The sequence below is a fragment of the Sphingomonas morindae genome (assembly GCF_023822065.1).
GTDB classification, from domain to species: Bacteria; Pseudomonadota; Alphaproteobacteria; order Sphingomonadales; family Sphingomonadaceae; genus Solisphingomonas; species Solisphingomonas morindae.
Genome location: NZ_CP084930.1, coordinates 3,017,345 through 3,032,220 on the forward strand (window position 1 = coordinate 3,017,345; position 14,876 = coordinate 3,032,220).

Annotated in this window: 12 protein-coding genes and 1 pseudogene; 4 read left to right on the forward strand and 9 right to left on the reverse strand. The window is 67.1% G+C overall.

Annotated features, from left to right (window positions below; genetic code table 11):
• Window positions 1–72 precede the first annotated feature (72 nt).
• Window positions 73–309: pseudogene (locus tag LHA26_RS14695) on the forward strand (hypothetical protein); the annotation flags it as partial.
• Here the strand turns inward: LHA26_RS14695 and LHA26_RS14700 are convergent.
• The 8 genes from LHA26_RS14700 to LHA26_RS14735 form a co-directional block, all read right to left on the reverse strand.
• A complete protein-coding gene (locus LHA26_RS14700; protein WP_252166330.1) occupies window positions 306–2,795 on the reverse strand; it encodes a TonB-dependent receptor in 2,490 nt (829 codons plus the stop codon). The pseudogene LHA26_RS14695 and the gene LHA26_RS14700 overlap by 4 nt on opposite strands.
• A 240-nt stretch (window positions 2,796–3,035) precedes the next feature.
• Entirely contained in the window at window positions 3,036–4,025 is a 990-nt protein-coding gene (locus LHA26_RS14705; RefSeq protein ID WP_252166331.1) for a YncE family protein, read from the reverse strand.
• 29 nt (window positions 4,026–4,054) lie between these two features.
• Window positions 4,055–7,087 carry an efflux RND transporter permease subunit gene (locus LHA26_RS14710; protein ID WP_252166332.1) on the reverse strand — a complete coding sequence of 1,011 codons (3,033 nt, stop codon included), beginning with the start codon at window positions 7,085–7,087 and terminating at the stop codon, window positions 4,055–4,057.
• Window position 7,088: 1 nt separating this feature from the next.
• Window positions 7,089–8,093, reverse strand: a complete 1,005-nt coding sequence (locus LHA26_RS14715; protein ID WP_367890721.1) for an efflux RND transporter periplasmic adaptor subunit — start codon at window positions 8,091–8,093, stop codon at window positions 7,089–7,091.
• Window positions 8,094–8,107: 14 nt separating this feature from the next.
• Complete coding sequence (locus LHA26_RS14720) at window positions 8,108–9,412, reverse strand: TolC family protein (protein WP_252166334.1); 1,305 nt, start codon at window positions 9,410–9,412, stop codon at window positions 8,108–8,110.
• A complete protein-coding gene (locus LHA26_RS14725) occupies window positions 9,409–10,731 on the reverse strand; it encodes a sensor histidine kinase (RefSeq protein WP_252166335.1) in 1,323 nt (440 codons plus the stop codon). Before LHA26_RS14725 ends, LHA26_RS14720 begins: the two co-directional genes overlap by 4 nt.
• Window positions 10,728–11,411, reverse strand: a complete 684-nt coding sequence (locus LHA26_RS14730) for a response regulator transcription factor (protein WP_252166336.1) — start codon at window positions 11,409–11,411, stop codon at window positions 10,728–10,730. The genes LHA26_RS14725 and LHA26_RS14730 overlap by 4 nt, the downstream gene beginning before the upstream one ends.
• Before the next feature lie 379 nt (window positions 11,412–11,790).
• Complete coding sequence (locus tag LHA26_RS14735; protein WP_252168439.1) at window positions 11,791–12,447, reverse strand: hypothetical protein; 657 nt, start codon at window positions 12,445–12,447, stop codon at window positions 11,791–11,793.
• On the opposite strand from LHA26_RS14735, the gene LHA26_RS14740 reads away from it, so the two are divergent.
• The gene (locus tag LHA26_RS14740; RefSeq protein WP_252168410.1) at window positions 12,329–12,733 is read left to right on the forward strand and encodes a transposase; all 405 of its coding nucleotides are present in this window, start codon (window positions 12,329–12,331) and stop codon (window positions 12,731–12,733) included. The genes LHA26_RS14735 and LHA26_RS14740 overlap by 119 nt on opposite strands.
• Before the next feature lie 548 nt (window positions 12,734–13,281).
• Here LHA26_RS14740 and LHA26_RS14745 read toward each other — a convergent pair.
• The gene (locus tag LHA26_RS14745; RefSeq protein ID WP_252166337.1) at window positions 13,282–13,650 is read right to left on the reverse strand and encodes a winged helix-turn-helix transcriptional regulator; all 369 of its coding nucleotides are present in this window, start codon (window positions 13,648–13,650) and stop codon (window positions 13,282–13,284) included.
• An 83-nt stretch (window positions 13,651–13,733) separates the two neighbouring features.
• Between LHA26_RS14745 and LHA26_RS14750 the strand changes: the two genes are divergently transcribed.
• Both LHA26_RS14750 and LHA26_RS20090 read left to right on the forward strand, forming a co-directional pair.
• On the forward strand, window positions 13,734–14,597 hold the full coding sequence (locus LHA26_RS14750) for an NAD(P)H-binding protein (RefSeq protein WP_252166338.1): 864 nt from the start codon (window positions 13,734–13,736) through the stop codon (window positions 14,595–14,597).
• Window positions 14,594–14,815, forward strand: a complete 222-nt coding sequence (locus LHA26_RS20090) for a thioredoxin domain-containing protein (RefSeq protein WP_302898076.1) — start codon at window positions 14,594–14,596, stop codon at window positions 14,813–14,815. The genes LHA26_RS14750 and LHA26_RS20090 overlap by 4 nt, the downstream gene beginning before the upstream one ends.
• Window positions 14,816–14,876: the final 61 nt, after the last annotated feature.

Consider the following 14,876-nt stretch of genomic DNA (forward strand, 5'->3'; position numbering starts at 1 on the left):
CGCCCTGATCGTCCTGCCGGAGCGCCCGCCCGATAACTTGCTGGCGGACAAGGGCCACAATGCCGACGCCGTGCTGACCTTGCCGAGCGGAAGATCGAAGCCCGTATTCCCGGTCGATCAAGCCGCCGCGTGACGATCGAACATGACCGAACGCTCTACACGCGGCGCAACCAAATCACGCGCATCTTCGGGCACCTCAAGATCAATCGTGCCATCGCCCGCCGCTACGACCAATTGGCCAGCAGTATCCTCGGCATGGTCCATTTCGTCACCGCCAGATACTGCGTCAAATTTGTCCACGCCGCTTAAAGCATCACCTTAACCCCACCTTCGATCGTCACGTCGTAGAATTCCCGCTGGATAGGCCGGTTCGCGGATCCTTCGTAGAAGCGTAGCGGGGCGTTGGTGAGGTTCTTGACGTTCGAGTAGAGCGAGAGGCGCGGTGTCAGGCGATAGCTGCCGTTGAAATCGAGGGTGAAACGCTGATCCTGGAAGACGTCGGTCGATCGGCTGCCGCCAATTCCAAACAGCACCTTGGACTCATACTGACCTGACAGACGCACCTGCACGCGGCCCAGCTCGTAGAACAGCGCCCCGTTCCCGGTATATTTGAACGTGCCCGGCAGCGGCACCGAGCCCTCGCCCTCGCGCAACGCGACTGCGGATGCGACGTAGGAGAAGTTCGCATCGACACCGAGGCCCGACAATAGGCCAGGCAGCGCCTTGAAGCGATCGACGAACGCCGCTTCCACGCCGCGCGCGTGCGACGAGCGGACATTCTCGTAGGTGTCGATGGTCGCGATTCCCGAAATCCCCGGATAGGTCGTGCGCACCGTCCGCGCGACGATGTAGTTCCTGAACTCCTTGTCGAACACGCCGATCGAGACGATGCCGTTGTCGGGCAGGTAATATTCGAGGTCGACATCAAAATTATGCCCATAGGTGGGCTTCAGAGCGGGATTGCCGACCGACACGGAGCCGGCGCCGAGATCGACATTGGCGTTTTGAATCGTCTGGAAGAAGCCGGGGCGCGCGATGCCGGTCGAATATGTTGCGCGCGCGATCAGGTGCGGATCGATCTGGTAGCGCAGCTGCAAAGTCGGGAAAGCGTTGGTGTAGCTCCGCTGCTCCGATGCCGCGACGGACGAGCTATTGCCGTCCGCATCGGTGACGGTCGAGGTGCCGCGATAGGTCGCCTTGGTATGTTCGACGCGAACGCCGGCCAATATGCCCAGCTGCCCGATCGTGCCCTTGTACTGGACGAAGCCCGCATAGACATCCTCATTGTCGTCGAACAGCGGCGGTGCGTCGTCGCTGGCCGGGTCGGCCGCGGCGTAGAGGGAACGCAAGCCGTTCTGATCGAGCCCGGCGCCGATCTGATAATGATCATCGTAGAAGCTGTAGGGGCCGCCGCTTTGCAACCCGGTCAGGCTCTGGCCCGAACCGGCATAGGAGAAGCGGTTCACCTGCGCGAGCTTGTGGCGGAAACGCAGTTTGCCGCCGATTGCCAGTTCGCCATTGTCCAACAGGTGCAGCGGCGCCGACAGCTTGGCCGAGCCGGACCATTCACGGTCGCGATCATGCTCGGTCTGGTTGCTGATGCCGTCCAGCGCGTAATTGGCGCTGTCGAGAATGTCCGCGCCGTTCGTGACGGCGAAGCGCGGATAATTGGGATTGGTGATGTTGTCATAGGCGACCGTCAGCCCCGAGGGGCCGTTGAAGGTCGAGTTCAGGTCGTAATGCTTGTCATAGGTGGCGCGCGAATAGGCGGCAAACCAGTCGAACTTGATCGCGCTGAAGCGATGATCGCCGCCGATCTGCACCACGGTGTTGCGGTGGCTCTCGTCCTCGTCGCGGAGCGTCTTGACCGTCGATGCGTCGGTCGCGACGAAGCCTTTCGGGTTCGCCGGATCGGCGGTCAGTGGATCGCCTAGGCCGTCGATTTCGAGACGGTTGCGCGAGACATGCTCACTGTAACCGGCCACGCTGGCACGCGCATAGAAACGCTGCTCGTCGCTCGGGGTGAAATCGACCTCGCCGCTATAGCCGTAGCGCCGACGGTGATATTGGTAACGGCGCAGCTCCAGCGCATCGAAGGCCTTGTCGGGCGTGGCGGGCTGGTTGTCGAGATAGGCGGCCTCGACGTCGTCGATCCCGCGCCGGTCATTGTATAGGAATTGCGTCAACACGAAGGAGACGAGCGGATTGCCCTCCGCATTGCGGCCGATCGGCGCGCCGACCACGACCTCGTCGCGATACAGGCCGGTGCGGCGGAGCGGCTCGTACCCGCCACCGACCGTGATGTCGGCAAAGGGCTTTTTGAGGCCGATCGCCGTCCGCGGGGTTAGTTCAATCGAGCCGCCAAGCCCCTCCGCCTCGTGATCGGGCAATCCGGTCTTTGTGACGACGATCCGATCGATCGCGCCGATCGGCACGGTGTCGAACTCCACCGCGCGGCCCGAGCCGTTGAAATAGGTGCCGCCGGGCTGCGTGTTCAGCAGCACGACGCCGCCGAACGTCGCGCCGTTGAGGTTGCCGTCGAGCCCGCGAATGTTGACGAAGCGCCCTTCGCCGGTGTCGATCGACAGCGCGACGCCGGGGATCCGGCTGATTGCCTCGGCCGCATTCACGTCGGGATATTTGGCGATCGTCTCGGCGGGCTGAATATTGACGAGGTTTGGCGCGGCGGCCTGCTCGGCGCGGGCGGTGGACTCCAGCCGCCCCGTCACGACGATGTCCTGCGAAGTCGAGCCGGGCGCGTTCTCTGCCGAGGCGCCGACCGCAGGCAGCGCCACGGAGCAAAGCAATAGCGTGAACCTTGTCATCGATCTTGTCCCCGGAGACTTCTATTCTTCGGGTGGTTTCTAGAGAGACCGTGACACTCCGGTTGCAGCTGCGCGCGACGCTCGAAACATTGGGACTTTGCAATCTTCACCGTCCCAGAAGTACCGCGGACGGTGCTGCCCTAGATGGTCGGCTTGATTCTTCCAGCATCCGGGACGGGCCTGCCGACACAAGGTCGGCAGGGCCTGGGGCTATCGACCTGGAGAGAAGATCAGGAGGCCCAGCGATCCGGGCACCGGGCGCGGCCGCCCGCCGGGCGTGGGGGCGGGGGTCGTCGTCGCGGCCGCGACAAACAGGCGGCCTGTCTGCGGGTCGAGCGACATCGTGCGTCCGCTCACTTTGGTTGCGATAGGCTCGAGCGGAACATAATGATCTGCCGACGCCTGCTGGATCACGCTGATCGTCCCGTCCGCGCCGTTGGAGCTGAACACGCGCCGGCGAACCGGATCATAGGCGATCGCATCATTGCCCCGGCCGATCGGCAGCGTCGCGAGCACATGGCCGTCCGATCCGTCGAAGACGAGCATCACGCCGTTGGCGCATCCCATGAAGAGGCGATGCGCAGCTTTGTCGATCGCGAGGCCGTGCGGGCTCGTGCAGCCGGCGCCCGGATAATGCGCGACCACGCGGTTGCCGGCCGTGTCGATGCGGACGAGATCGCCTTTCTCCTCGCCCGCGACGAACAAGGATCCGGCATCGTCGCTAACCGCGAACTCGAGCTTCTCGCCCACCTTGATCGTCGCGATCCCGGCATCGGTCGCGGGATCGATCACGGTGATCGAGGCGGAGTCACCCTCTACCACGAAGATGTGCTTGCTCGATCCGTCGATCGCGATCGCGTCGGCGTCAGGCGCGGCAGGAATCCTCCGGACAATCTTGAGCGTCTTCGGATCGAATGCGACCGCCAGCCCGGCCTTGCCGTCGTCGGTGAAGCCCTGGCCGGTTTCCCTGGAGATAGCGATGCCGTGCGTGCCGCCGGGCACCCCCTCGACCTGCCCGACGACCGTACCGGCGTCAGGATCGACAAGGGTGACCCGGTCGCCGTGCGCGACATAGACGCGGTTGGCACCGGCATCGTAGGTGACGTAGTCCCAGCGATCGGGAGCGCCGAGCGGCACCGTCGCGACGAGAGTATAGGCCGGTCGAGCGAGCGCGGCCGAGGCGGACAGCGCCAGTCCCATGGCGCAGGCGTGCGTGAGTGTCTTCATCATCAAATCTCCTGAGTCGGGGCATTCCGGTCCGCCCAGCCGACGAGGATGGGCATGGCGAGCAGGACGAGCGGGTATTGCAGCAGCAGGCCCGCGACGATTGCGATGGCGAGCGGCTGCTGGATGCCGGATCCCTGACCAATCGCAAAGGCGAGCGGCAGCAGCGTGAGGATCGCGGCGAGCGTCGTCATCGTGATTGGGCGCACGCGATTCCGGCTCGCCTCGCGCGCCGCCTGCGCGGGCGGCTGCGTATGGCGAAGCTCCTCATATTCGGAGACGTAGAAGATCGCCATTTCGGTGCCGATGCCGATGATCATCGTCATACCCATCAGCGCGGTAATGTTGAGCTCGACTCCGGTCAGCCACAGCGCGGTGAACACCGCGGTGGTTGAGAGCAGCGAGCAGCCGATAATGATGAAGGGTGTGGCAAAGCGGCGATACAGGATGAGCAGCAGCACGAACTCCGCGATCAAGGCCGCGACGAACACCTTGGCGAGGCCGGCAAAGGCGATCTGCTGCTGCTGATACAGCCCACCCAGCTCGTAGCGGATCCGGGGGGCGAGCACGCCCGGCCTGTCCAGCGCGGCCTTCACATCGGCCACCGCCGCGCCCATCGAGCGCCCCTCGATGCGGCCGGTCACCGCCACCATGGGCTCCAGATTCTCGCGTGCGATCTGCGGCTGGCCGGTAACGCGCGACACCGTCGCGACACGGTCGAGGGTGACAATATGGCCGTCGGTCGCGCGCATCGGCAGGCGCGCCAGATCGGCCTCGCCGATCGACAGCGCCTGGGGCAGGCGCACCCGCACGTCCACCACCTTGTCCGCCTGCGGCAGCGAGGTGGCGACCGCGCCGGTGAGAGCGTCGCTGATCGCGGTCTCGACGTCCGCCGGCGCGATCCCTTCAAGCGCGGCGCGATCGGGATCGACCTTGACGTCGAGCGCGTCGCCGGCAAGCTGGAGCCCGCTCTTCACCTCCACGACGCCGTCGATCCGGCCGATGAGCGCCGCGATCTTCTCGGCCTGAGCGCGCAGCGGCGCGGGATCCGCCGAATAGAGCTTCACTTCGATCGGCTGCGGCACGGCTGTCAGGTCGCCGATCAGGTCCTCCATGAGCTGCGCCAGTTCGATATCGACGCCCGGCACCTTCTCGTTGATGGACGCGAGCGTGTCCGACATCACCTGCTCGGTGGACTTGGCGTGATCCGCCTTGAGCCGGACGAAATAGTCGCCGTGATAGCTCTGCCCGAGATCCCCGCCGAGGCCGGTGCCGAGGCGACGCGAGAAAGTCTCTACCTCCGGATTAGCGCGAAGGATGGCATCGACTTGCGCCATCTCGCGGCTGGTCTCGATGATCGAGGTGCCAGGCCGGGTGTAATAGTCCATGACGAAGCCGCTCTCATCGACCTTGGGCATGAAGCCGGTCGGCACGCGGGCGGACGCGAACCAGCCGAGAGCCACCAGCGGAGCCAGCATCGCCGCCAGCAGCCAGGGCCGCGCGCTTAGTCGCGCGAGCAGACCGGCATGGCGGCGGGTCAGCCACCCGTCATGCCCGGCACCGGGTTCGCGCCACGTCTCGAAATCCACCAGCCGACGCGCGAGCAGCGGCACCACGAACGCGGTCATCGCCCAACTGATCGCCAGCGCCGCCGCCATCGTCACCGACAGCGCCTTGGAGAATGCGCCGGTCACGCCGGTGAGGAACGACAGCGGCAGGAATACGATCAGCGTCGCCAGGCTGGAGCCCGTCAGCGGCTTCACGAACTCGCGCGCGGCGGGAAGCACCGCCGCGCGGCCGACACCGGCCGCGCGCCGCGCAATATGTTCAACCATCACGATGACGTCGTCGATCAGCAGGCCGACCGCAGCGGCGATGCCGCCCAGCGTCATGATGTTGAAGCCCATGCCCAGGAGCGCGAGCATCAGCACGGTGATGGCGAGTGTCGCCGGTACCACGATCAACGCGATCAGCGTGACGCGCGCGCTCCGGAGGAACAGGAACAGCACCAGTGCGGCGAGCGCGAGACCGATCAGCACGGCGTCCCGCACGCTCGCGACGGATTGGGTGACGAGCTGGCTCTGGTCGTACCAGCAGATCAGCCGGACGCCGGGCGGCAACCTGAACGCTGCCAGCTTCGCCGCGACCGCATGGGCGATCCGCACCGCGTTGCCGTCGGGCTGCTCGTAGATGTTGAGCAGCACCGCCGGCCGCCCATCTTCGACGATGCGCCGCCACACCGGCACCACCCCGCGCTGGACAGTGGCGACGTCGCGGACGCGAACGACGCCTTGCGGCGACGCCTTGACGACCACCTCCCCGACCTGGCGCCCATCGGTGAGGCTGCGATCGGCGATGACGAGCGAGAGTCGGCCGCGATCCTGGACCTGCCCGACCGCGCTCAGCACATTGCCATTGCGGACGGCCGTCGTGAGATCGTTCATGCCGAGCCCAAAGCCCGCGAGCCGCTGGGGATCGGCGAGCACCTCGATTTCGGCCGTGTCGCCGCCCTGCACATCGACCCGCGACAGCCCCGGGATGGCAGAGAGCAGGGGCGTGATCTGGTAGCGGCCAAGATCATGCAACGCGACTGGATCGGGATGATCCGCGACCAGCGCGTAGGAGATGATAGGGAAGACGGTGGGGTCCATCCGCCGGACACCATAGGCGGTGCCCGCGGGCAGGCCGGGCAGGGCGCGCGACAGCGCGGCATCGACCAGCAACGTCGCCGCAACCATGTCGCGACCCCAGCCGAAGTCGATCGACACCTGCGCCGAACCGCGGGTCGTCTCGGATCGCACGTCGGCGACCCCGGGGATCGTGCGCAAGACTTCCTCGACCGGGCGCGTGACGAGCATGGCGGTTTGATCGGCCGGACGGCTCCCGGCATCGAGATCGACCACCACGCGCGGGAAGGAGACCTGCGGAAACAGCCCGACCGGGAGCGTCAGCGCCGCCACCATGCCCGCAAGCGCCAGCGCCAGCGCGACGATCAGTACCGCGCGCGACTGGCGCTCCACCAGAGTTTCAAGCGCCATGTCAGCGCGCGGTGCGGACGGCGCCGCCGTCCTCGAGCTGAAAGGCGCCGGTGACCACGACCGGACGGCGTCCGTCGATCGCGCCGCTCACGACGTCCACGTGATCGCCGCTCCGGATCACCGTGATCGGGACCGCCTTGGCCTTGCCGTTCGAGATCTGAAACACGCGGTCGCCCTGATCGCCGGTCACCACGCTGTCGTGCGGCACCAGCCAGCCGGACGACTCGCCCGCGGCGAGATCGACTCGCACCGCCTCGCCGCTCAGCAGGGCACCGGTCGGGAAGCCGACATCGACATCGACAAGGTGAGTCGTCGGATTGAGCTGCGCGTCGATGCGACGGACCGTTCCGGGCAGCGTGCCGCCGCCGTTCAATCGCGCGACCCGCGCCGCGCTGCCGGGGTGGAGACGCGCGCGCTCGGCCGGATCGACGCCGACCGTCGCGATTAGAGCGCCGCGCTTGGCAATCGTGGCGAGCGCGACCCCGGCCTGGGTGCGATCCCCCACCGCCACCGGGATCGTCGCGACCACGCCGTCGAACGGTGCCCGCAGCGTCTGGACCGCATTAGCCGCACCCTCCCGCCGCTGCGCGGCCAAGGCCGCCTGCGCATCAACGACCGCCTTCTCGGCCTGGGTGAGCTGGTCGCGAGTGGCGAGCTGCTGGGCGAGCAGCGCGCGCGTCGTGTCGCGCTGATGGATCGCGACGGCCAGCGTGGTCGATGCCGCCTCGAAGCCGGCCAGCGCGGACGGGGCGATCGCGAAGGTCAGAATGGGCTCGCCGGCCCGCACGGCGGCGCCGGGCGTCACCAGCATCGCGGTTACTTGGCCCGGCTGGGCGACGCTCAGCGTCGCCGTGCCGTTCGAGGCGGCCACGGCGCTGCCATAGCCGCTGATCCACCGGGTCATATGGCCCTGGCGAGCGGTGGCGGTGGTGATCGCCACGCTGCCGCCGCCCGATTGTTCGGCCTCCGGGCCGCCGCACCCCGCGGCAAGGACGAGCAGGGCCAAGCCCGCGCCTCGCCTCATCGGACCGCCTGCTCGATTGGCAGCGTCTCCACGGCGGGCAGCCCCGCGCCGATCAGGGTCTGCACCGCCACCTGCCGATCCTGCAGCGCAAGTTCGAGCGCCATCACCTCCTGCTCCTTCGTGAAGCGCGTCGCGATCAGATCGACGAACGCCACCTCGTCGATCGCCGAAACGCTGCGCGCCGCCTCGGCACGCTGCGCCGCGATTCGCGCTTCGGGCAGATCGCGCCGCGCCTGGGCAAGCTGCTCACCGAGCTGGGTCATCTCGGCGAGCGCGGCGCCGACCTCGCCCGCCGTCGTGGCGAGTCGTGCGGCATATTCGGAGCGGAGCTGCGCGCGCGTGGCGCGGGTGATCGCGATATTGCCCTGGTTGCGATCGAACAGCGGCAGCCCGATCGTCGCCTCCGGGCCGACATTGACGACCTTGCTCGAGTCGCTGGTGCGCGACAGGCCGAGCACGAGGTCCGGGAATTGCGCCAGGATCGCCTGCCGCACGGCCTCTTCCTGCGCGGCATAACCGAGGCGGAGCGCGAGCAGGTCGGGCCGACGCTGGGGCAGCGTCGAGAGACCGGCGCGGACTGCGGCCGGATCGAAGGGCGGCAGCGACGCCTCCCGCACCAGCGTGATCGGCGCGTCGGGAGCAAGGCCGAGCAGCGCGCAGAGCTGGTGATGGAGTTGAAGTTCGCGCTGATCGATTGTCTGAAGATTGGTGCGCGCGCTCTGCATCGCGGCGCGCGTCGGCGCGGCGACGATCAGGGTGGTGTCGCCCGTCGCAAGCGCTCGGTCGGTCGCCGCCACGCGCTGGCGCAGGATGGCATAGGCTTCGGCGGCAACCGGCTGCTGGCGGCGGGTGCCAATCAGATCGACGGCCAGCTGACGCGCCTGGCCCGCGACCTGCCACTCCTGCCAGAGCAGGTCCGCCGCCGCCTGGCCCGCCGCATCGCGAGCCGCGCGCCTGCGGGATCGATAGGTTATGAGCGCCTTGAGGTCCTGCGACAGCCCGGCGCTCCACGCCGGCACGGCGCCCGCGCCGGAGACGAGCGGCAGGAACGCGCCCGCGAACGTTGGGTTGGGGAGGATGCCGCTCGCCAGCAGCTGTGCGTCCGCGATCCCGCGCCTCGCGCGCGCAGCGCGTAGATCGGGGTTGTTCTCGAGCGCGAGGCGGACCACATCGTCGATGGCGAGCGGCGCGACCGCTGGCGCGGCCGGCGCGAGAGCGGCGCTCTCGGGCAGCCGCGCCGCCTCGTAATGCTGGCAGGCGGCCAGCGACAGCAGCGCGGCGATGGCGGCGGGCCGCCTCATCGCGCGAACTCGATCGCGATACGGAGACCAGGTGCGTTGTCCTCGATCGAGAGCCGCGCTCGGTGGGCTCGCGCGATCGCCGCGACCAGGCTGAGCCCGAGGCCGTGGCCCGGCCGCGACCGGCTCTCCTCGAGGCGTGCGAAGCGCGTCACGATCCGCTTCCGATCGCCCGCGGGCACACCCGGCCCGTCATCCGCGACGATCAGGCGGATGCAACCCGCCCGCTCGTGCAGCGCAAGCCGGATCGCGGTGCCCGGCGGCGTGTGGGTCTGCGCGTTTTCGATCAGGTTGACGAGCGCCTGCGCGACCAGCTCGCGATCGCCGGTGATCGGCTCGATCTGCTCGATCGCGCAGTGCAGCGTGCGCCCGCGATCCTCGACAGCGGGCGCGTAGCTTTCTCCGATTTCGGCGGCCAGCGCGGACAGGTCGATCACGCGAAACGATGCCGCCAAACGCCCGGACTCGATTTCGGACAGGCGGAGGATCGCGGCGAACAGCGCCAGCGCCTCGTCGACCCGCGCGATCGCGCGTTCGATCATCGTTGCATCGGCACCATGGACGAGGCCGGTCTCGAGCTGGTTGCGCAGCTGCGTCAGCGGCGTGCGCAGATCGTGCGCGATCTCGCCCGAGACCTGACGGAGATTTTCGAGCAGCTCGGCAATCCGATCGAGCATGGCGTTGAGCACGCCTGAAAGGCGATCGAACTCGTCGCCCCGCGTGCCGATCACGATCCGCTGCGCAAGGTCGCCGGCCATGATCCCCTCCGCCGCCACACTGATCGCCGACAGCCGCCGCCGCAGATAGGCGCCGAGCAGGAGGGCGCCCGCCGCCCCGATCAGTCCCACCGCGACGCAGGCGGCCGCGAGCAGCGAAAGGATCAGGCGGTCGCTATCCTCGAGCGCATCCCAGTCGGCCGCCACCACCAGCCGCTCGCCGCCGCGCAGATCGGCGGCGAGTGCGCGCTGGGGATCCTCCTCGCCGGCCATGTCGCGCACCATCAGGGTCTGAAGACCAGTCGCCGGGCGGCGGCCGAGGAAGTTTCCGACGAGTCGCGTCCCGTCCGGCGCGAACAGCGCGTAGCGCAGATCGCTGGCCGCGGCCGCCGCCTCGCGCTGCACGATCTCTCGGCGCAGTTCGCCTTCGCCGCCGAGCCTGTATTCGTCGACGAGCGCGGCCAGTTCCGATTTGATCCGATCGTCGAACTGGCGACGCAGCCCGTTGTGCGCCGCCCAATATACGGCGATGCCGAGCGTCACCGTCGCCGCCGCATAGGCGAGCGACGACACGATCGCGATCCTATAGGCCGCGCTGCGGATCATACCGCCGATGTCGTCCGCAGCCGGTAGCCGGCACCGCGCACCGTCTCGATCACGTCCTTGGCGCCGCCGAGCGCCAATTTCGTCCGCAATCGGCTCATATGCGTTTCGACAAGGTTGGTTTGCGGATCGAAGTGGAAGCCCCAGACCCGCTCGAGCATCATCGATCGGGTGACGATCTTGCCGGGATTGCGCATCAGCTCCTCGAGCAGTCGGATCTCGCGCGGCTGAAGCGCGATCAGGCGGCCGGCATGGCGCACCTCGCGGTGCAAAAGGTCGATGGCGAGTGGTCCCGACGTCAAGGCGGTGACCGCCTGGCCGGTGCTCCGCCTGCGCGTGATCGCGGTCAGCCGCGCGGTGAGCTCGGCCATCGCGAACGGCTTGACGAGATAATCGTCCGCACCCGCCTCCAGGCCGTCGACCCGGTCGGCGATCTGTCCGAGCGCGGTCAGCACCAGGACGGGCATGGTGACGCCGCCGGCCCGTGCCGCGCGGAGGATCGTCAACCCATCCATGCCGGCGAGCATGCGATCGAGGATGGCGACATCGTGGCGGCCATCCGTCATCGCGCGCAGCGCGTCATCGCCGCCGCGCGATCGTGAACATTGATAGCCAAGGCTCTCCAGCCCGGCGCTGATGAACAACGCTGTCGCGTCATCGTCTTCTACGATCAAGGCGCGCATTGTCTCGATTTGGCTGGCCACGGAGTGAGAGCCCGTGTAGCCGAAACGCACCTCGGGCGCTCCATACAAAGCCCCAATCTAGCGGTGCATCCTGGTCGTGGCTCTCAGCCGATTTCGACCTTCCGGATGGAAACGGCCGGATGCCTGCAGGCCCGCGCAGCCATGGCACAGCGTCCGACCTTGGCCCGGGACCGCGTCGTCAACGCAATTGCCTGCTTTCACCGCGGGTCGATGCGCCTGGCTGAGTCCGGCGTCATCTCTGAATGGACTCCCCAACCTGCGTCCCATCAGGCGGTCGCGAACGACCGCGAGTGGGTCCAGACGAACAGCCGCGCATGCCTCTCAACACCAGCGCCGCTAAGGCATCGGCCTGAAGGATTTAGGATTTGCGGAAGCGCGGTCGACTTTGCCGCGGTAAAGCGCCGACTTCGGTAAGCCGCTGCTCGAAATCGATAGCTTCTATCAGAAGAAAGTCTGCCCAGCGCTTGTCGGTGAACGCGCGCCACACGTCCGCAGGGTCTCCCGGGCGCACGCCACTTTCTATTTCATCGGCGTACGTCCACCAAATCCACCAAGCGTGGGTCCGCGCCGTTGGTAGGTCTTTTTCGATCAATCTCGAGCGCAGAGCCGGATAAGGCGCACTTACGTCCGATCCGTCCTTAAGCTGAAGACCGTGGTAAGGTTGTCCGAACCGAAGCGCGTCGAAGCCGAGGTCGAACGTGAAGGGCGCGATCTCGTCGAATACGACATGGAATCCAGTGGAACGGGCTAGCGGGTCGGGCGTCTCGTTGAGCAGGCGCCATCCCGCCGGGAGACGCGGCACTCTCACCTTGCGGCATGTCACCGCAATTTTCTTGAGCACCGCACCACCCGCAGCGATGACGTCGAGCGCCGCCGACAGGCTCTCGCCCTCTACTATGTGTTTTGCGAGATCGGTGGCTGACGCCCTTGGACGATCACTCGCCTTCCACCTGACGGCCGGCGAGGCGGCAGACTGCAAGGCGTATGATACCTTGATCGTCTTGCCGGAACGCACGCCCGATGCCTTGCTGGCGGACAAGGGCCACGACGCCGACGCCATTCGTGCTGAGCTTACCGAGCGGAAGATCGAAGCCGTCATTCCCGGTCGATCCAACCGCTGCGTGAAGATCGAACATGACCGAACGCCCTACAAGCAGCGCAACCGGATCAAGCGCATATTCGGGCACCTCAAGATCAACCGTGCCATCGCCAGCCGCTACGACCAATTGGCCAGCAGCTTCCTCGGCATGGTCCACCTCGCCACCGCCAGATACTGGCTCGAATTTGTCCGCGCCGCCTAGGAACAGTCTACCACGTGACTGGCCGCGGACTGGTCATTGTTGGGTCCTGCAGCTATCAGGGCATCATCAGCACCGTTCGCCGTCCCCGGGCGGAGTCCGGCATCGATCGGATCCATGCCATAGTCGGTGGCTTCCTCCTCGTGCGACCTCAGACTAAGCAGCAGGCGCTTGAGGCGGTGGCGATGATGCAGTCGATCAACCCCGACTACGTGATCCCAGGGCATTGCTCAGGTGATCTGCTCATCGCGGCGCCGTCCCAAGCGATGCCCGACAAAGTTATTCGCTCTGTCGTGGGGAGCAGCTACCGCTTTGGGCAGAACTATAGGCGGCCGGCCAGACCCAAAGACGGTCGCTCAGGCCACCTTCCCCGCTTCCCAACTTCAGACATTCGTTAAACGAACCTGTTCGACCGACCGCGACGGCGGAGAAGGGACGAAGCCGTAGATCCCGTCGACATGCCGAGGCGGTAGCTTCCGCCGGAAACGGTCATAGCCGCGTCGCCGAATGATCCAGCGCGGAGGGAGCAACTGATTCAAACGATCGCTCCGCTACTGACGGTCGACCAGGCCCGTGATGTTCGTCTCGATCCAGTCGGTCAGTCGGGCGAGATGCTCTGCCGCCTCGTAGCCAAGGGGCGTCAAGGTATATTCGACGTGTGGAGGCACCACCGGGAAGCTGCGCCGCTCCACCAGGCGGTTCGCGGCGAGCTGGCGCAGGCTTTCCGCCAGCATCCGCTCACTGACGCCGTTCACCCGCCGCCGCAGCTCGGCAAAGCGCATCGTCCCGCCGGCGAGAGCGACCAGGATGAGCACGCTCCACTTGCCCGTGATGGCGACCAGCACGTCGCGCGATCGGCAGTCGGCGTCGAAGGTGTCGCCGCGCAGCATCTGGCGCGCGAGATGGCCGTCTGTCTGCATCTGACACTTACCTCCATGTGCGTACTTACACTTCGTCAGTTAGGCGCATAAGTGCATCGGCTCAATCTTCAAAGGAGCCATCCATGTTCGCGATCACCGGAGCCACCGGCCAGCTTGGCCGCCTGACGATCACGTCGATGATCGAGCGGCAACCGCAAAGCCGCGTCGTGGCGCTCGCCCGCGATCCGGCGCGTGCCGCCAATCTCGCCGCCTCCGGTGTCGAGGTTCGCGCGTTCGACTATGACGCTCCCGATGCCTTGGCAGATGCGCTGGCCGGCATCGATCGGCTGCTGCTGATCTCGTCCGACGATGTCGCACGCCGGACTGACCAGCATCGCGCGGTGATCAAGGCCGCAACCACGGTTGGAGTCGGCTTCATCGCCTATACCAGCGTCCTGCATGCGGACACCAACCCGCTCAGCGTCGCGCCCTCGCATCGAGCGACCGAGGCGATGCTGCGCGACAGCGGCATCCCCCACGCGATCCTGCGCAACGGCTGGTACAGCGAGAATTATCTGATCGGCGCCGATGCCGCGATCGCCCAAGGCACGCTGCTCGGCAGCACCGGGACCGGGCGTATCTCCGGCGCGGCGCGCGCCGACTATGCCGAAGCTGCGGCCGCGGTGCTCGCGGCCGGCGCGGCTGCCTCCGGGGTGTACGAGCTGGCGGGCGACGAGGCGTTCACCCTGTCCGATGTCGCCGCGGCGCTGGCGGAAGTATCCGGTCGCCCGGTCGTCTATTGCGATCTGTCGGAGGCGAACTATGCGCAGGCGCTCGAACAGGGCGGTGTTCCCGCGGCCTTTGCCGCGACGCTGGCCGGGTTCAGCGCCGGTGCGGCTGGCGGTATTCTCGCTGACGACTCGCGTGCGCTCAGCCGTCTGATCGGGCGCCCGACGATGCCCCTGCGCGAGGTCGTGCGACGCGCCTTAGCGAGCGTCGCGGCCTGACCGCCGCGCCGCCTTTCGATTTCTTCTACGATGCCGGTTCCTGCTCGCTTGCGGTCCGCATCGTGCTGGAAGAGCTTGAGTTGCCTTATGAGGCTCATCGCGTCACCGCGCGCGACGCCACCGACAAGGCGTCGCAGCCGCTGTGGCGTGCGCGCAATCCCAAGGGCGGCGTTCCGGCGCTGGCGCCGGTTGCCGGCCGCGTTCACTCTGCGCTGTAAGGCTGAGGCTGACGCTGTTGATGCTGTCGGCAACATCATGCGCCAGCACGGCGATCGACAT

Coding starts and splice junctions, on each gene's coding strand:
- LHA26_RS14720 (WP_252166334.1), bottom strand. CDS start 9,412: ATGAGGCGGCCCGCCGCCATCGCCGCGCTGCTGTCGCTGGCCGCCTGC.
- LHA26_RS14730 (WP_252166336.1), bottom strand. CDS start 11,411: ATGCGCGCCTTGATCGTAGAAGACGATGACGCGACAGCGTTGTTCATC.
- LHA26_RS14705 (WP_252166331.1), bottom strand. CDS start 4,025: ATGGGACTGGCGCTGTCCGCCTCGGCCGCGCTCGCTCGACCGGCCTAT.
- LHA26_RS14710 (WP_252166332.1), bottom strand. CDS start 7,087: ATGGCGCTTGAAACTCTGGTGGAGCGCCAGTCGCGCGCGGTACTGATC.
- LHA26_RS14750 (WP_252166338.1), top strand. CDS start 13,734: ATGTTCGCGATCACCGGAGCCACCGGCCAGCTTGGCCGCCTGACGATC.
- LHA26_RS14745 (WP_252166337.1), bottom strand. CDS start 13,650: ATGCAGACAGACGGCCATCTCGCGCGCCAGATGCTGCGCGGCGACACC.
- LHA26_RS14725 (WP_252166335.1), bottom strand. CDS start 10,731: ATGATCCGCAGCGCGGCCTATAGGATCGCGATCGTGTCGTCGCTCGCC.
- LHA26_RS14740 (WP_252168410.1), top strand. CDS start 12,329: ATGTGTTTTGCGAGATCGGTGGCTGACGCCCTTGGACGATCACTCGCC.